Annotated in this window: 15 protein-coding genes and 3 pseudogenes; 10 read left to right on the forward strand and 8 right to left on the reverse strand. The window is 68.8% G+C overall.

All coding sequences use genetic code 11. From position 1 onward, the window contains the following. Positions 1-10: 10 nt before the first annotated feature. The 5 genes and pseudogenes from OJJOAM_RS05430 to OJJOAM_RS05450 form a co-directional block, all read right to left on the reverse strand. Complete coding sequence (locus OJJOAM_RS05430) at positions 11-166, reverse strand: hypothetical protein (RefSeq protein WP_422649650.1); 156 nt, start codon at positions 164-166, stop codon at positions 11-13. Between the two features lie 76 nt (positions 167-242). Continuing rightward, positions 243-602, reverse strand: a pseudogene (locus OJJOAM_RS05435) (AMP-binding protein); the annotation flags it as partial. Further along, complete coding sequence (locus OJJOAM_RS05440) at positions 599-1843, reverse strand: acyl-CoA dehydrogenase family protein (protein ID WP_422649127.1); 1245 nt, start codon at positions 1841-1843, stop codon at positions 599-601. The pseudogene OJJOAM_RS05435 and the gene OJJOAM_RS05440, both read right to left, overlap by 4 nt. A gap of 226 nt (positions 1844-2069) precedes the next feature. Next, positions 2070-2810, reverse strand: a complete 741-nt coding sequence (locus OJJOAM_RS05445) for an alpha/beta fold hydrolase (protein WP_422649502.1) — start codon at positions 2808-2810, stop codon at positions 2070-2072. Between the two features lie 297 nt (positions 2811-3107). Further along, positions 3108-4179: pseudogene (locus OJJOAM_RS05450) on the reverse strand (peptidase M29). Between the two features lie 197 nt (positions 4180-4376). Between OJJOAM_RS05450 and OJJOAM_RS05455 the strand changes: the two are divergent. Continuing rightward, a complete protein-coding gene (locus tag OJJOAM_RS05455; protein ID WP_422649503.1) occupies positions 4377-4946 on the forward strand; it encodes a flavin reductase family protein in 570 nt (189 codons plus the stop codon). Between the two features lie 38 nt (positions 4947-4984). Then, entirely contained in the window at positions 4985-5416 is a 432-nt protein-coding gene (locus OJJOAM_RS05460) for a MarR family winged helix-turn-helix transcriptional regulator (protein ID WP_149317798.1), read from the forward strand. Positions 5417-5556: 140 nt separating this feature from the next. On the opposite strand, the pseudogene OJJOAM_RS05465 reads toward OJJOAM_RS05460, so the two are convergent. Then, positions 5557-6040 (reverse strand): annotated as a pseudogene (locus OJJOAM_RS05465) (Lrp/AsnC family transcriptional regulator). A gap of 255 nt (positions 6041-6295) precedes the next feature. On the opposite strand from OJJOAM_RS05465, the gene kynB reads away from it, so the two are divergent. From kynB to kynA, 3 genes are all read left to right on the forward strand, one after another. Continuing rightward, on the forward strand, positions 6296-6958 hold the full coding sequence (kynB, locus tag OJJOAM_RS05470; RefSeq protein ID WP_422649128.1) for an arylformamidase: 663 nt from the start codon (positions 6296-6298) through the stop codon (positions 6956-6958). 118 nt (positions 6959-7076) lie between these two features. Continuing rightward, complete coding sequence (gene kynU / locus OJJOAM_RS05475) at positions 7077-8333, forward strand: kynureninase (RefSeq protein WP_422649129.1); 1257 nt, start codon at positions 7077-7079, stop codon at positions 8331-8333. 162 nt (positions 8334-8495) lie between these two features. Next, a complete protein-coding gene (kynA, locus tag OJJOAM_RS05480; RefSeq protein WP_422649504.1) occupies positions 8496-9287 on the forward strand; it encodes a tryptophan 2,3-dioxygenase in 792 nt (263 codons plus the stop codon). A 208-nt stretch (positions 9288-9495) separates the two neighbouring features. Here the strand turns inward: kynA and OJJOAM_RS05485 are convergent, their stop codons facing one another. After that, positions 9496-10263, reverse strand: coding sequence for an IclR family transcriptional regulator (locus OJJOAM_RS05485; RefSeq protein ID WP_422649505.1), 768 nt, complete (start codon positions 10261-10263; stop codon positions 9496-9498). Positions 10264-10623: 360 nt separating this feature from the next. On the opposite strand from OJJOAM_RS05485, the gene OJJOAM_RS05490 reads away from it, so the two are divergent. Then, positions 10624-11826, forward strand: a complete 1203-nt coding sequence (locus tag OJJOAM_RS05490; protein ID WP_422649130.1) for an acyl-CoA dehydrogenase — start codon at positions 10624-10626, stop codon at positions 11824-11826. A gap of 299 nt (positions 11827-12125) precedes the next feature. Here the strand turns inward: OJJOAM_RS05490 and OJJOAM_RS05495 are convergent, their stop codons facing one another. Continuing rightward, complete coding sequence (locus tag OJJOAM_RS05495) at positions 12126-12770, reverse strand: peroxiredoxin (protein WP_149317793.1); 645 nt, start codon at positions 12768-12770, stop codon at positions 12126-12128. Positions 12771-13177: 407 nt separating this feature from the next. Between OJJOAM_RS05495 and OJJOAM_RS05500 the strand changes: the two genes are divergently transcribed. The 4 genes from OJJOAM_RS05500 (at position 13178) to OJJOAM_RS05515 (ending at position 15932) form a co-directional block, all read left to right on the forward strand. Continuing rightward, positions 13178-13495: a DUF883 family protein gene (locus tag OJJOAM_RS05500; protein ID WP_315904136.1), complete on the forward strand. Its 318-nt coding sequence runs from the start codon at positions 13178-13180 to the stop codon at positions 13493-13495. Between the two features lie 190 nt (positions 13496-13685). Beyond that, entirely contained in the window at positions 13686-14066 is a 381-nt protein-coding gene (locus tag OJJOAM_RS05505) for a phage holin family protein (protein ID WP_422649131.1), read from the forward strand. 155 nt (positions 14067-14221) lie between these two features. Continuing rightward, positions 14222-14722 carry a DUF3318 domain-containing protein gene (locus tag OJJOAM_RS05510; protein ID WP_422649132.1) on the forward strand — a complete coding sequence of 167 codons (501 nt, stop codon included), beginning with the start codon at positions 14222-14224 and terminating at the stop codon, positions 14720-14722. Positions 14723-14843: 121 nt separating this feature from the next. Further along, on the forward strand, positions 14844-15932 hold the full coding sequence (locus tag OJJOAM_RS05515) for an AI-2E family transporter (protein ID WP_422649133.1): 1089 nt from the start codon (positions 14844-14846) through the stop codon (positions 15930-15932). Position 15933 lies beyond the last annotated feature (1 nt).

A 15933-nucleotide genomic window follows, 5' to 3' on the forward strand; every position in this document is an offset into this window, starting at 1 on the left:
GGGCTGTCGATCAGGCGATCGATATGGGCGTGGCGCACGGCCCCGCCGCGGCCATTCCGGCCGACTGCCCCCGCAATTGCACCTGCGCCTTCGCCCACAACTTCGCCCGCAATTTCTCCCGCAATTTCTCCCGCAATTTCTCCCGCAATTTCTCCGGCAATTTCATCTGCGACTTCCCGGGCGACCACAACCTCGCTGGCGCCCGCCACCGCGGCGGCAACATCCGCATGCGCATCGTCATGAAAGATCGCCCGCACGCCAGCATGCGCCGCGATCGCGGCAAGCTCGGGCACCGCCAGCCGGTAGTTCAGCGGCACGAAGATCGCGCCCAGCCGCGCGCAGGCGAACAGCAGCGCCAGCTGCAGATCGTGGTTCAGGCACAGCGTCGCCACGCGGTCGCCTCGCCCGACGCCCCAGTCGGCCAGCAGATGCGCGGCGACGCGTTCGATGCGGCTCCACAGCTTGGCATAGCCGATCGTGCGGCCGCGGAAATGCAGCGCCGGCCGTTGCGGCTGCGTGTCGGCCAGAGCGTGCAGCGGCCGCAGCAGCGCACCGACGCTGGCCGCATCCAGGTGCGGCCGCCCTCCGCAGGCGCCGCTCATTCGTCGCGCTCGCCCGGTTCGTACAGCGTCTCGCGACCCATGCGGTCGAGGACCAGCTCCGCGGTCCACGGCAGCATCAGCGCGCCGCAGCGGGAATCGCGATAAAGCCGTTCGAGCGGCAGGTCCTTGAGCATCGACTGCCCGCCGCAGGTGCGGATCGCCAGCCGCGCGATATCGTTGGCGCCTTCCATCACCGCGTAGTGCGCCGCATAGAGACGCATGCGCTGGTCCTTCGACGGATTGGGCCGCGCCTCGTGGATGACGCGCCAGAACAGCGAACGCATCGACTCGAGCTGGATGCGCATCTGCGCCACCGCGATCTGCTTGGTCGGATACATGCGGCGCTTGACCGGCGGCTGGCCCGGCACCTCGCCGCGCAGGTATTGCACGGTGAAGTCGTAGGCGGCCTGCGCCACGCCCAGATACGTGGGCGACAACGTGAAGAACATCGCCGGCCAGGTCTGCGCGGCCTTGTAGTAGACGCCGCGCGGCATCAGCTGCTCGTCGTCCGACACGAACACGTCCTTGAGCAGCAGCGTGCGCGAGACCGTGCCGCGCATGCCCATCGGGTCCCAGTCGCCGGTCACGGTCAGCCCCTCGGCCTTGCCCGGCACCGCGATATAGAGCGTGTCCCGCATGTCGGGATGGTGGTCGCCGCGGTCCTCGGTGCAGAGGATGCCGTAGTAGTCGGCCGCGCCCGACAGCGACGCGAAGATCTTGCGGCCGTTCAGCAGCCAGCCGCCCTCGACCTTGCGCGCGGTGGTGCCGAACGGCGCCTTGCCGGCCGCAGCAGCCGAGCCTTCCGAGAACGGCTGCGCGTAGACCGCGCCGTCCTTGACCACGCGCGAGAAATGCAGCTCGCGGCGGACCGCGTGCTCGGCGCGCTGTTCGTCAGTCATCGCGATGCCGTCGGCCAGCATGCCCGTCCACATGGTGGAGCAGATATGCATGTTGTAGGTCAGCGCGGTGGCGCCGCAGAAGCGGCCGATCTCCGCGCCGATCATGCAGTAGGTGGCGAAGTCCGCGCCCTCGCCGCCGAACGCGCGCGGCACGCACAGCGCCAGCAGGCCGGCCTCGCGCAGGTCGTCGTAATTGGCGAACGGAAAGCTCGCCTCGCGGTCCCATTGCGCCGCGCGCGGCGCGAAGCGTTCGCGGCCGAGCCGGTTGGCCAGCGTCAGCAGGCGGACCTGATCGTCGGTGAAATCGGCCTCGCCGACAGCGGGAACGAAGTCCAGGGGCATGATGGTGTCTCTCGTGGTCAGCTAGTTATGCGGTGGGCGCGTTGTGGGTTGGCTGCGTTGGTGCGTTGGCTGCGTTGGTGCGTTGGTGCGTTGGTGCGTTGGTGCGTTGGTGCGTTGGTGCGTTGGTGCGTTGGTGCGTTGGTGCGTTAATGCGTTAATGCGTTGTGCGTGATGCGTTGGTGCGGTGGCGCGCTGCCGCGTTGCTTCGACGGCGTCCCGGCCGACGTCAGCGGACCGGGAAATGCCGCCCCAGGAAATCGAGCACGGCCTCGTTGAAGCGCGCCGGCCGCTCCATGCAGGCCAGATGACCGACGCCCGGCAGGCAGCGGTACTCGGCGCCGGGAATGCGCGCCGCCATCCGTTCCATCACCGCCGGCGCGGCATTGGCGTCGTGCTCGCCGGCCAGCGCCAGCACCGGCACCGCGATGCCCGCCAGCGCCGCGCGCTGGTCGAAGCGCACCAGCGCGTGCAGCGCGGCGCGATAGGTGTCGGGCGGCACGCTGGCCATCACGCGCGTGGCGAAGGCCACCGCATCGGCGGGCGCATCGGGCGCGACCATGCCGCGCACCAGCCCGGCCGCCATCTCCGCCATGGTCCGGCCCGCGTCGAGCGGCGCGGTGCGGGCCGCGACGAAGTCGCGCTGCCAGTCGCCGTCGGCCTTGCCGAAGGCCGGCGAGGTGCCCGACAGCACCATGCCGTCAATCGCCGCGGGCATCGCCGCATAGGCCTGCTGCGTGACCATGCCGCCCATGCTGTGGCCGAGCAGCACCACGCGGCGGCCGGCGTCGCGCTCGGCCCGCAGCACCGGCTCCAGCGCGGCGGCCAGGCCGGCGAAGTCGTACGGATCGATCGTCGCGCTGTCGCCGTAGCCCGGCATGTCCCAGGCGACGGCGCGGTAGCCGGCATCGGTCAGCGCGTCGAACTGCGCGGGCCACGCGGCCTTGCCGCCGCCGATGCCGTGCAGCATCACCACGGCGACCGGGCCGTCGCCGCGGGCCACGGTGGCGATGCCGTTGGCGTGGCGTATCGGGGAATCGCGGTGCGGGTCGCGGTGGGGCTCGCGATGAGACTCGCGATGGGTGTCGGACGGGGACATCGGGGTTCCTTGCAGGGGGTCGGCGTGTCGGCAGCTCAACGGGTCAGTGGGCAGCGGGTCGGCAGGTCGGCAGGTCGGCGGGTCAGCGGGTCCGGCGGGTCGGCGGGTCGGCGGGTCGGCGGGTCGGCGGCAGCGTGTCGACGTGGGAGCGGATCACCGGTGGCCGGATCAGCGTGCCATCTCCGCCAGCCGCCCCTGCTCGACCTCGGCCACGCCGTCCAGCGTCACCGTGCAGCCGCGCAGCGGCAGATCGAAATGGCCCAGCGTATGGCGGCCGGCCACTTCGTTCGCGCCGGTCGAATACAGGAAATTGCCGGCGAACGCGCGCAGCTCGGTGCCGTTGCAATCGCGCCTGTCGTAGAAGGTCAGCGCGTCCCAGCGCGCCTGCGGGTTCATGCCCCAGCCGACATGCGAGACCGCGTAGGCGTCGCGCGTGCCTTCCTTGTCGGCCCAGGCCGCGTAGTAGCCGCGCATCATGTCGGCATCGACGCCGTTGCCCTCGATGCCGACGATGTAGTCGTGCTCGACATGGCAGACGACCGTGTCGCGCAGATAGGTCTTGAAGGTCAGGTTGACGTCGCCCGGCGCCAGCACCAGCGTGCCGTGGACCTGACCCGTGGCCGGGAACGCCAGGCACAGCCCGCCCGGCCAGTGCGCGACCTGCCCGGGCTTGTTGCAATAGCCCCAGACGCCGCCGACGCGCGCGCCGGCCAGTCCGATGCGCAGGTCGGTGCCGGCGCCGGAGGTCACGCGCATCTCCGCGGCACCGCGCAGCCGGCGCATGGCCGCCCGCACGGCGGTCTCCAGCGCGGGATCGGGCACGCAGCGTTCGAGGATTTCGGGATGTTCGTTGCTGATCATCAGCAGCCGCGGCACCACGCCGTCGGCGCCCTGCAGGATCCGCGGCAATTCCGGCGCGTGCAGCAGCCCTTCGACGGTGCAGTCCAGCACCAGGTGGCAGCGCGACAGCGCGGCGATCACCGGCTCCAGTTGCTGCAGCGCATCGCTCGCCCCGGTCGAGCGCACCGGCGCCGGCGCCTGCAGCGCGGGGGTCGGCACCCGCACGCGGATCGGGGGTCGCGCCCAGGGACTGCACCGCCAGTTCGGCCAAGTCCACGATGACTTGTCGGGATTGCGACTCCGCTACAATGCCGACAACTTCACCCGCGGAAAGCGCGCACAGCTCCAGCGTCCGGCGAAAGGCCGCCAGCCATCGGTGTTCGATCTGCTCAACGAGCATGACACTCCTCCTGATGCGGGCCACGCCCGCCCCTCGGTGCGTTCCGCGGCGTCGCAGCAAATCCCGCCTTGCCGTTTGCGATCCCGCGCCTGTGCTTCTTCGCCCCGAATTTCGTCGCCTGTGTTTCTTCGCTTGTGATTCTGGGTTCTGCGGCAAATAATATATGAAATTTCATGGAAATCAGCGGTACCCCAGCTATGGGATTTCCCGACGCCAACCCGCCTGACGGGAACCTGACCCCGCACGGCCAAGCCGCCGCGCCGGACTTCGACGCCCTGCATTTCCGCCGCGCGCTGTCGCAGTTCGCCACCGGGGTGACGGTCATCACCACGCGCGCCATGCGCGAATCCCCGGCCGATCCGCCCTTCGTCGGCATCACCGCCAGCTCGTTCAACTCGGTCTCGCTCGATCCGCCGCTGGTGCTGTGGAGCATGGCCAACCGCGCCAACAGCCTGCCGATGTTCCGCGGCGGCTCGCACTACATCATCAACGTGCTGGCCGCCACGCAGCTGGACCTGTGCCAGCGCTTCGCCACGCTCAAGGGCGACCGCTTCGCCGGCGTCGATTACCGGCTGTCGGCCAATGGCCTGCCGATCCTGGCCAATGCGCTGGCCTGGTTCGAATGCCACAACCGCAGCCGCTACGACGAGGGCGATCACGTGATCTTCGTCGGCGAGGTCGAGCGCTGCGGCATCCACAGCAGCGGCGGCCTGCCGCTGGTGTTCCAGGGCGGCGCGTTCTCCACCACCAGCCCGCTGCGCGACTGATCACCCCGCGCGCTTCTCCGCCCCGGCCCAACGTGACCATGCCCTTCGTCGACGGCTACCTGCCCTATCTGCTGGCGCGCGCCAGCCATCTGGTCTCGGGGGAATTCCACCGCAAGGTCGAACTGGCGGGCCTGAGCGTGCCGGAATGGCGCGTGCTGGCGACGCTGGCGGACCGCGACGTCTGCACGGTCGGCACGCTGGCCGATATCACGCTGACCAAGCAGCCGACGCTGACCAAGCTGCTCGACCGCATGACGGCCGATGGCCTGGTCGAGCGCCGCCGCGACGGCGCGCCCGATCGGCGCCAGGCGCTGGTGTCGATTACCGAGCGCGGCCGCGAACGGGCCCGGCCGCTGCTGGCCCAGGCCGCGGAACACGAGGCCCAGGTGCTGGCCGCGTTCGGCGCCAGCCAGGGGGACCAGCTGAAGGAAACGCTGCGCCGGCTGATCGCGCTGCACGCGCGGCGGTAGGCACGCGGCTGGCTGATCGCGCCGCGCGCGCGGCGCTAGGCACGCGCCCGGCTGATCGCGCTGCGCGCGGCGGCAGGCACGCGCCCGGCTGATCGCGCTGCGCGCGCGGCGGCAGGCGCGCCTTGGCGGCGCCCGGCGCGCTAGCCCTGCCCGCGCGGCTGCACCAGCTCCAGCGGCGAGCCCTCGGTCTTGATCCGCTGCAGCACGATGTTCGAGCGGATGTCCATCACGCCCGGCGTGCGATAGAGCCGGTTCACGATGAAATCGGAGTAGTGCTTCAGGTTGCGCGCCTGCACGCGCAGGGATGTAGTTGCTGTCGCCGGTGATCACATAGGCCGACAGCACTTCCGGCCACGATTGCACCGCCGCGTTGAAGGTATCGTGCCAGCCCTCGACCGCCGGCCGCATCGACACCTGCACGATCGCCTCCAGCTCCAGCCCCAGCCGCTCGGCGTCGAACCAGGCGCGATAGCCGCCGATCACGCCACTTTCCTCGAGCAGCCGCACCCGCCGCAGGCAGGCCGACGGCGACAGTGCCACGCGCTCGGCCAGGTCCTGGTTGCTGATGCGGCCGTTCTGCTGCAGGCATGCCAGGATGCGCAGATCGATGGGGTCCAGCGTCATGCCGCAGATCCTTTCGCAATAGGTTTGATTTATCGAATTCTATGCGAATTACGGCTGCTGCAGCCGTCGAAATAGCAAGCCTCTTTCCCGAAATCTTGACTATCATGCCGGGATCGGCGCCACCGCCGCCTAATGCTATGCGGGCCTTTTGCTGTCCCCGTCCGATGGCTTTACCCGCCTCCCGCATTACCGGCCTGTCGCTTTATCGCCCATCGCCCTATCGGCCCATCGCAAGCCCCCCTCGACGCGCCCCACATGTCCGACGCCCATCCGACCTCCCCGACCACGGCCCGCGCGCTGTGGGACATCAGCCCGCCGCTGTCGCCGGCGACGCCGGTGTGGCCCGGCGACACGCCGTTCCAGCAGCAGAGCGCCTGGCAGATGGACGAACACTGTCCGGTCAACGTCGGCCGCATCACGCTGTCGCCGCACACCGGCGCGCACGCGGATGCGCCGCTGCACTACGCGGCCGACGGCGCGCCGATCGGCGAGGTGGATCTGGACCCGTACCTCGGGCCCTGCCGCGTGATCCATTGCATCGGCGCGGCGCCGCTGGTGCGGCCGGAACAGGTCGCGGGCGCGCTCGACGGCGTGCCGCCGCGCGTGCTGCTGCGCACCTACCGCAGCGCGCCGCTGGCCGAGTGGGACCCCGACTTCTGCGCGGTGGCGCCGGAAACCATTGCGCTGCTGGCCGAACACGGCGTGCGGCTGATCGGCATCGATACGCCGTCGCTGGACCCGCAGCAGTCCAAGACCATGGATGCGCACCGGATGGTGCGAACGCATCGGATGGCGATTCTCGAAGGGCTGGTGCTCGACGCCGTCGCGCCCGGCGACTACGAACTGATCGCGCTGCCGCTGCGCCTTGCCGGGCTGGACGCCAGCCCGGTGCGGGCGGTGCTGCGCAGCCTGGCCTGAGCGCCCACCGCCACGGCGTCCCCGCCTTTGTCCGCATCTCCGCATCTCCGCATCTCTGCATGTCCGCATCGATCGCGATCGTCCCCGGAGGCGATCGCCAACCATCATCAAGGAAGCCATGACCGCAACTACCCGCGAGCAATGCCTGTCGCTGGACCGGCAAGACCCCCTGCGCCCGCTGCGCGACGCCTTCGCGCTGCCCGACGGCGTGATCTATCTGGACGGCAATTCGCTGGGCGCCCGCCCGCGCGCGGCCGCGGCCCGCGCCGCCCAGGTGGTCGAGCAGGAATGGGGCGAGGGCCTGATCCGCAGCTGGAATAGCGCCGGCTGGTTCGAACTGCCGCAGCGCCTGGGCAACCTGCTGGCCCCGCTGGTCGGCGCGAGCCCGGATGAGGTCGTCGTCACCGACACCACCTCGGTCAACCTGTTCAAGGTGCTGGCCGCCGCGCTGCGCGTGCAGGGACTGCGCAGCCCGGCGCGCAAGGTGATCGTCTCCGAGCGCAGCAATTTCCCGACCGACCTGTATATCGCCCAGGGCCTGGCCGATCTACTGCAGCAGGGCTATTCGCTGCGCCTCGTCGACAGCCCGGACGAGATCGACGCGGCGGTGCGCGACGATACCGCCGTGCTGATGCTGACCCACGTCAACTACAAGACCGGCGAGATGCTCGACATGGCGGCGCTGACCGAACTGGCGCATGCGCGCGGCGCGCTGACGGTCTGGGACCTGGCGCATTCGGCGGGCGCGGTGCCGGTTGCGCTGCGCGATTCCGGCGCGGACTACGCGGTCGGCTGCACCTACAAGTACCTGAACGGCGGCCCGGGCTCGCCGGCCTTCCTGTGGGTCGCGCCGGCGCTGCGCGACGCGTTCTGGCAGCCGCTGTCGGGCTGGTGGGGCCACGCCGCGCCGTTCGCGATGGAGCCCGACTACCGCCCGCGCAGCGGCGTCTCGCGCTTCCTGTGCGGCACGCAGCCGATGACCTCGCTGGCGATGGTCGAATGCGGACTGGAGATCTTCGGCCGCACCGACATGCAGGCGCTGCGCGCCAAATCGCTGCAGCTGACGGACCTGTTCATCGCGCTGGTCGAAGCGCGCTGCGGCCACCATCCGCTGACGCTGGTCACGCCGCGCGAGCACGCGCGCCGCGGCAGCCAGGTCAGCTTCGCCCATCCGCAGGGCTATGCCGTGATGCAGGCGCTGATCGAGCGCGGCGTGATCGGCGACTACCGCGAGCCGCAGATCATCCGCTTCGGCTTCACGCCGCTCTACACTGGTTTTGCGGACGTCTGGGATGCGGTGGAAGTGCTGCGCGACGTGCTCGACAGCGGCGCCTACGAAGCGGCGCGCTTCCAGACGCGCACGGCGGTGACCTGAGCAGCGAGCGAAACGATGACCATGGAATCGAAGAACATCAAGGCCGGGCACGGCGGCTGCCCGGTGTCGGGCGGCGCGGCGCACCAGGGAGAAACGTCGCGCGAGGGTGGATCTCCATCCGAGTCCCCGTCCGCAGACAAATGGCATGGCGCGCAGCTCGACATGCGCCAGCAGATGAGCTACGGCGACTACCTGGCGCTCGACCAGATCCTGAACGCCCAGCATCCGCTCTCGCCCGATCACAACGAGATGCTGTTCATCGTCCAGCATCAGACCACCGAGCTGTGGATGAAGCTGATGCTGCATGAGCTGCGCGCCGCGCGCGAGGCGGTGCGGCGCGACGACCTGCCGCCGGCGTTCAAGATGCTGACGCGGGTGTCGCGCATCATGGACCAGCTGGTGCAGGCGTGGAACGTGCTGGCGACGATGACGCCGCCGGAGTATTCGGCGATGCGGCCCTACCTGGGGATGTCGTCCGGCTTCCAGTCGTTCCAGTACCGCGAGATCGAATTCATCCTCGGCAACAAGAATGCCGCGATGCTGCGTCCGCACGCGCACCGTCCGCAGCACCATGCGCTGGTCGAGGAGGCGCTGCGCACGCCGTCGCTGTACGACGAGGCGATCCGGCTGATGGCGCGGCGCGGCTTCGCGATCGACGCGGCCTGTCTCGAGCGCGACTGGACCGAGCCGGCCGGCTACAACGCCTCGGTCGAGGCGGCCTGGCTGGAGGTCTATCGCCAGCCGGAGGCGCATTGGGAGCTGTACGAGCTCGGCGAGAAGTTCGTCGATCTCGAGGATGCCTTCCGCCAATGGCGCTTCCGCCATGTCACCACGGTGGAACGCGTGATCGGCTTCAAGCGCGGCACCGGCGGCACCGAGGGCGTCAGCTATCTGCGCAAGATGCTCGACATCGTGCTGTTCCCCGAACTGTGGAAGCTGCGCACGGACCTGTGATGGCGATCGCTCGCTGAGCGGCCCCGGCGACCCGAGCGACTCGGATGGCCGGGGCGGCCTCTGCGGCTCCGACGGCCCAGCGCCCCAGCGCCCCAGCGCCCCAGCGACCTCAGCGACCCAGCGACCCAGCGACCTCAGCGACCTCAGCGACCCAGCGACCCAGCGACCTCGGCGGCCTGAGCAACCGCAGCGGCCCAGGCTGCCGCGCTCAGCGCGCGGCGCCCTCCGACAACCGCGCCGCCAGCGCGCGCAGCGCCGGAGCCAGCGTCTCGTGGAAGACCGCCTCGTCGACGCTGCCATACGACGCGCTGCAGCTCAGCATGTGGATGTCCTTTTCGCCGATCGGCCGGAACGGCACCGCGCAGGCGTGGATGGCCGGATGCCAGTCGCGGAACGAGGCCGCGTAGCCGCGCTGCTCCGCCTCGGCGACCGCCGCCCGCATGGGCGCCTCCTGCGCCTTCCATTGCTCGGGATAGGCCTGCGCGAATTCGGCCAGCAGCCGTTCCCGCTTCGGCCCGGCCAGCGCCGCCAGATAGGCCCGCCCCATCGAGCTCGACACCAGCGACAGCCGCGATCCGACCCCAAGGCCCAGCATCGAGCCGGCGTCGTTACGGATCGACTCCAGATAGATCACCTCCAGCCGCTCGCGCTTGCCGAGCGACACCGACACGCCATGCGTCTGCGCGAACGCCAACATATGCGGCCGCGCCAGCGCGACCACATCGGAGGCCGACAGATAGGCAAAGCCCAGCGCCAGCACGCCGGCGTCGAGCGCGTACTTGCCCAGGCTGTCGTCGTAGCGCAGATACCCGAGTTGCACCAGCGTGCCGGCGAGGCGGCTGACGGTCGCCTTCGGCAGGCCGGTGCGCCGCACGAAGTCCTGGTTGCCGAGCATCGACTCGCCGGTGCGAAAGCACCGCAGCAGCTCCAGCCCGCGGGCCAGCGCGGTGACGAAGTTGGGGTCGCTCTCGCGCACGGCGCGCTCCGACCCGGGCTCGGTCGCCTTGGTGACCTCCGCGGCCGGAGGGCTCTTTGCGGCCGGGGTGGCTGGGGCAGCCGCATTCCCCGTGCTGGCGGCGGAGGAAAGCGCGTCGGAATTGGCCACGGCGGGCTCCTGGGTCGAAAGGCGGTGAACGAAGTCGGGAGGTCCGAACGGGCTGTTGCCGGCCGGACGCTTTGCGCTATACTAACGCATCGGAACACGGTTCCGCAATGCGGAACCTCAAAACGAGACCGGCAGCGCCCCGCCAGCCGGTCCTCCGCGCCCGATTACCACGTTCCATTCCAAGCTCAATCACGCTGACCCGCGTTCACCGCTCTACCGAAGGAGACCTCGATGGCCGCCAACGCCGAATTCCACTGGGCCGACCCGCTGCTGCTCGACCAGCAACTGACCGCCGACGAGCGCATGGTGCGCGACGCCGCCGCGGCCTACTGCCAGGACAAGCTGATGCCGCGCGTGCTGGAGTCGTTCCGGCATGAAAAGACCGACGCGACCATCTTCCGCGAGATGGGCGAACTCGGCCTGCTGGGCCCGACCATTCCCGAGCAGTACGGCGGCCCGGGGCTGAACTACGTCAGCTATGGCCTGATCGCCCGCGAGGTCGAGCGCGTCGATTCCGGCTATCGCTCGATGATGAGCGTGCAGTCGTCGCTGGTGATGGTGCCGATCTACGAATTCGGCAGCGAGGCGCAGAAGCAGAAGTACCTGCCCAAGCTGGCCACCGGCGAATGGATCGGCTGTTTCGGCCTGACCGAGCCGAACCACGGCTCCGACCCGGGCTCGATGGTGACGCGCGCGAAGAAGGTCGACGGCGGCTACGAGCTGAGCGGCGCCAAGATGTGGATCACCAACTCGCCGATCGCCGACGTGTTCGTGGTGTGGGCGAAGCTCGCCGACGATCCGCAGAACGGCGGCAAGGAAGCCATCCGCGGCTTCATCCTGGAAAAGGGCTGGAAGGGCCTGAGCGCGCCGGCGATCCACGGCAAGGTCGGCCTGCGCACCTCGATCACCGGCGAAATCGTCATGGACCAGGTGTTCGTGCCGGAAGAAAACCTGATGCCGGGCGTCAGCGGCCTGAAGGGCCCGTTCACCTGCCTGAACTCGGCCCGCTACGGCATCGCCTGGGGCGCGCTGGGCGCCGCCGAGTTCTGCTGGCATACCGCGCGCCAGTACACGCTGGACCGCAAGCAGTTCGGCCGCCCGCTGGCCGCCACGCAGCTGGTGCAGAAGAAGCTGGCCGACATGCAGACCGAAATCACGCTGGGCCTGCAGGGCTGCCTGCGCCTGGGCCGGATGAAGGACGAGGGCACCGCGGCGGTCGAGATCACCTCGATCATGAAGCGCAATTCGTGCGGCAAGTCGCTCGACATCGCCCGCGTGGCGCGCGACATGCTCGGCGGCAACGGCATCTCGGACGAGTTCGGCGTGATCCGCCATGTGGTCAACCTCGAGGTGGTCAACACCTACGAGGGCACGCATGACATCCATGCGCTGATCCTTGGCCGCGCGCAGACCGGCATCCAAGCCTTCTTCTGAACGGCTCCGGAATGACCCCGGCCGAGCCAGTGCGCACGGCCCAATAAAAAGGCCCGGCTGTCGCCGGGCCAAAGCACACTACCAAGGAGACGACGGGCGAACCCGTCGGTACGACACCGTTGGCGCCGCGCCGTCCCCGCTTGCATCACGCGGGGCGGCGCGGCGTTTCTCGTTTCTGGTTCTCGTTTCTGGTTCTCGTTTCTGGTTCTCGTTTCTGTTTATCGCTGCGGTTTCCCGCTGCGTTTATCATTGCGGCTTCTCGCCGCGATTCTTGCGCGGTTTCTCGTGCAGCCGATGGCTTACTGCTGCTTGTCCGGCTGCGGCGTCATCCGCAGGTACGGGCGCAGCGCCTTGTAGCCCTTCGGGAACTTCTGCTTGATCACCTCTTCGTCCTTCAACGACGGCACGATGACCACGTCCTCGCCCTGCTGCCAGTTGCCCGGCGTCGCCACGCTGTGCTTGTCGGTCAGCTGCAGCGAATCGATGACGCGCAGGATCTCGTTGAAGTTGCGGCCGGTGCTGGCCGGATAGGTAATGATCAGCCGCACCTTCTTGTTCGGATCGATCACGAACAGCGAGCGCACCGTCAGCGTCTCGTTGGCGTTCGGATGGATCATGTCGTAGAGCTCGGACACCTTGCGGTCGGCGTCGGCCAGGATCGGGAAATTGACCTGGCAGCCCTGGGTGTCGTTGATGTCCTCGATCCAGCGCTGATGGGACTCGACCGGGTCGACCGACAGCGCGATCGCCTTGACGTTGCGCCTGGCGAACTCGTCCTTGAGCTTGGCCGTCAGTCCCAGTTCGGTCGTGCAGACCGGGGTGAAGTCCGCCGGATGGGAGAACAGCACGCCCCAGCTGTTGCCCAGCCATTCATGAAAGCGGATGCGGCCTTCGCTGGAATCCTGTTCGAAGTCCGGCGCAATGTCGCCTAGCCTGAGTGCCATGGTTGCCTCCTTGCCTGTCGGTCGTCAGTCGTCTGTCGGATGTTGCTTGCCTCCGGGCCGCCAGCGCCCGGACTCAGACCAGTCTATTCCGATTGCGGTGAGACACAAACAAATATAAAGTCACTACAACATCACGCGAAGTCATTTGCCGAATCGATGGTCGAAGGCTTTGGCGTGACGCCGAAACCCGCCGCCACCTCGCGATCCGGGGACGCGCCGGACGGGCGCGCGACGCCCGACGGCGTGCCGGCCGATAAAAACCGCTCAGGTTTGCATCGCGCTGCGCCGATGTCCTACATGACTTGTAGGACTCGCTGTCTTGAAACCATTGCAGACCGCCGCATATCCTAGGAAATGCTTGGACCGCAGCAAGGCGAAGACACCCTACGAGAGCGAGGAAGGCCAACATGCAACTATCCGAAACAACCGCCCGCAACCAGGAGAAACTGATGAGCGATGTCAAAACCGTCCTGTCCGATGCCGAGGAACTGCTCAAGCAAGCCGCCTCGACCACCGGCGAGAAGGCCGCCGAACTGCGCGAGCGTGGCATGGGCCTGCTGAAGCAAGCCAAGGAAAAAGCGCAGGATCTGCAGGACGCCGTCGTCACCAAGAGCAAGGCCGCGGCCCGCGCCACCGACGACTACGTACACGACCATCCCTGGCGCGCGGTCGGCATCGCCGCCGGCGCCGGTCTGCTGATCGGCCTGTTGCTGAACCGCAAGTAAAGCCAGCCGGTCGGGCCGCTGTACCCGCAACCCGCGGGTTCCCGCGCCCGACCGCGACTTGCCGGCCTGCGCGCCGGCGCCCTTCCGGAGCACCCCGTTCGCGGGCGCTCCCGGTGCGCCGATCGCGCAGGCCCCCTCCTGCCGGGTGCCGCAACGCGGCGCATGACGACACTCCAATCAGCGGAACCGCATGACCGACGACACCTCCTCACCCAAGTTACTGGACTCGCTGCGCACGCTGGGCAGCTCGGTGGCGGCGATGGTGCAGACCCGGCTGGAACTGGCCAGCGTCGAACTCTCCGAGGAAAAATCACGGCTGTTGCGCATGGCGCTGCTGGCGCTGGTCGGCCTGGTGTTCTTCGGCCTCGCGCTGTTCGCGCTGACCGGCCTGATCGTGCTGCTGTTCTGGGACAACTACCGGGTGCAGGCGCTCGGCGCGGTGATCGTGGTCTATCTGCTGCTCGGCGGCGGGTGCCTCCTGGCCGCGCGTAATATCGTCCGCCATTCGCCGCCGATGTTCGAAGCCACGCTGGCCGAAATCGACAAGGACCGGGAGAGCCTGCGCCAATGACCCCGACCCCCGCTCCGACTCCGATTCCGTCCCCTTCCCCGTCTCCGACCGCGGGCGCTGCCCCGGCCCCGACGCCGACCCCATCCGCGGGATCGTCCGCCGACGCCTACGCCGCGCCGTCGGCCACGGCGCTCGACGAAGCCGGACTGCCGCCGATGCCGCCGACCGGTGTCGGCGCGCGGACGGCGCGCACCGAACCGCCGGCACGCCGGCGCACGGCCCGCGAAGTCCGCTTGCCGCTGGCGGTCCGCAAGGAATTGCTGATCACCCGCGCGGCGCTCGAGCGCTACGACTGCGCCCAATCGCTCGCCGACGTGCGCGCCAGCGTCCGCAACATCGGCCGCATCGGCGCCTGGTTGCCGCGCATGGCGCGGCCGCAATCGATGTGGAAGCTGCTGGGCCTTGCCAAAGACTATCCGATCGTGGGATCGGCCCTGTCGCTGGCGCTGCCGCTGATGCGCCGCGTGCCGGTGCTGCGCTGGGGCTGGAAGCTATCCAAGCTGGGCGCCGTCGCCGGCGCCGGCTACTGGGCCTACCGGACCTGGCAGCAGGCGCGCTCGCAGACGCCCGAAGGCAATGTTCCCGCGCCGGGCACCGCCCGCGGCGACGCCGCCGCGCGCACCGATACCGGTTTTCACGATCCGCTGGTACGCTGAGCCGTCGCGCCCGCCGCGGGACGCCGGATTGCACTGGCATCCGAGCGGGCCGCCGGCTCGCCAGCGGATCGCCCATCCATCGCGTGTCCTCGACACGTCCACACCTCGACACTGAACCGCCATGCACCAGAAGGCCTTCTACATCCTGTTGGCCATCGTCACCATCGCCTTCTTCTGGGTGCTTCAGCCGTTTTTCGGCGCGGTATTCTGGGGCGTGATCCTGGCGATCATCTTCACCCCGCTGAACAATCTGCTGACGCGCAAGATGCGCGGCCGCGCCAACCTTGCCTCGCTGATCACGCTGCTGCTGTGCCTGCTGGTGGTGGTGCTGCCGATGTTCCTGGTCACCGCCTCGCTGCTCAATGAAACCACCGCGGTGGTGCACCAGATCCGCTCCGGGCATATCAATTTCACCGCCTACTTCGAACAGGCCGTGGCGGCGCTGCCGTCGAGCCTGAACTCGGCGCTGACCCGGCTCGAGCTGAACGACGTCGCCTCGATCCAGGAAAAGCTGGCCACCGCGGCCGGACAGATCAGCCAGTACCTGGCCACGCAGGCGCTCAGCATCGGCCAGAACACCTTCCAGTTCGTCATCAGCTTCGGCGTGATGCTGTATCTGCTGTTCTTCCTGCTGCGCGACGGCGCCAAGCTGACCCGGCGCATCCGCCTGGCGCTGCCGCTGAGCGAGGAACACAAGCAGATGCTGCTGCTGAAGTTCACCGGCGTGATCCGCGCGACCATCAAGGGCAATCTCGCCGTGGCCGCGCTGCAGGGCCTGCTCGGCGGCGTGCTGTTCGCGGTGCTCGGCATCCAGGGCGCGGTGCTGTGGGGCGTGGTGATGGCGGTGCTGTCGCTGCTGCCGGCGGTCGGCGCGGGCCTGATCTGGGGACCGGTCGCGATCTATTTCCTGCTGACCGGCGTGCTGTGGAAGGGCATCACGGTGATCGCCTTCGGCGCGCTGGTGATCGGCGCCGTCGACAACGTGCTGCGCCCGATCCTGGTCGGCAAGGACACCAAGATGCCAGACTGGGTGATCCTGATCTCGACGCTGGGCGGCATGGCGCTGTTCGGCATCAACGGCTTCGTGATCGGACCGCTGATCGCCGCGCTGTTCATCGCCAGCTGGGACCTGTTCGTGTCGATGCGGGAAACCGAGTCGAACACGCCGACGAAGACGCCGCCTACCCAGCCGCCGACGCCCGGCCGTTGAA

Source organism: Cupriavidus sp. H18C1, from assembly GCF_049311595.1.
In the GTDB taxonomy this organism is placed as follows: Bacteria; Pseudomonadota; Gammaproteobacteria; order Burkholderiales; family Burkholderiaceae; genus Cupriavidus; species Cupriavidus cauae.

Excerpts from the sequence above, each read along its gene's own strand:
- OJJOAM_RS05490 (WP_422649130.1), top strand. The coding sequence starts at position 10,624 with ATGGCCGCCAACGCCGAATTCCACTGGGCCGACCCGCTGCTGCTCGAC.
- kynB (WP_422649128.1), top strand. The coding sequence starts at position 6,296 with ATGTCCGACGCCCATCCGACCTCCCCGACCACGGCCCGCGCGCTGTGG.
- OJJOAM_RS05440 (WP_422649127.1), bottom strand. The coding sequence starts at position 1,843 with ATGCCCCTGGACTTCGTTCCCGCTGTCGGCGAGGCCGATTTCACCGAC.
- OJJOAM_RS05515 (WP_422649133.1), top strand. The coding sequence starts at position 14,844 with ATGCACCAGAAGGCCTTCTACATCCTGTTGGCCATCGTCACCATCGCC.
- kynU (WP_422649129.1), top strand. The coding sequence starts at position 7,077 with ATGACCGCAACTACCCGCGAGCAATGCCTGTCGCTGGACCGGCAAGAC.
- OJJOAM_RS05445 (WP_422649502.1), bottom strand. The coding sequence starts at position 2,810 with ATGCTGCACGGCATCGGCGGCGGCAAGGCCGCGTGGCCCGCGCAGTTC.
- OJJOAM_RS05505 (WP_422649131.1), top strand. The coding sequence starts at position 13,686 with ATGACCGACGACACCTCCTCACCCAAGTTACTGGACTCGCTGCGCACG.
- kynA (WP_422649504.1), top strand. The coding sequence starts at position 8,496 with ATGCGCCAGCAGATGAGCTACGGCGACTACCTGGCGCTCGACCAGATC.
- OJJOAM_RS05430 (WP_422649650.1), bottom strand. The coding sequence starts at position 166 with ATGAAATTGCCGGAGAAATTGCGGGAGAAATTGCGGGAGAAATTGCGG.
- OJJOAM_RS05510 (WP_422649132.1), top strand. The coding sequence starts at position 14,222 with ATGCCGCCGACCGGTGTCGGCGCGCGGACGGCGCGCACCGAACCGCCG.
- OJJOAM_RS05460 (WP_149317798.1), top strand. The coding sequence starts at position 4,985 with ATGCCCTTCGTCGACGGCTACCTGCCCTATCTGCTGGCGCGCGCCAGC.
- OJJOAM_RS05455 (WP_422649503.1), top strand. The coding sequence starts at position 4,377 with ATGGGATTTCCCGACGCCAACCCGCCTGACGGGAACCTGACCCCGCAC.
- OJJOAM_RS05500 (WP_315904136.1), top strand. The coding sequence starts at position 13,178 with ATGCAACTATCCGAAACAACCGCCCGCAACCAGGAGAAACTGATGAGC.
- OJJOAM_RS05495 (WP_149317793.1), bottom strand. The coding sequence starts at position 12,770 with ATGGCACTCAGGCTAGGCGACATTGCGCCGGACTTCGAACAGGATTCC.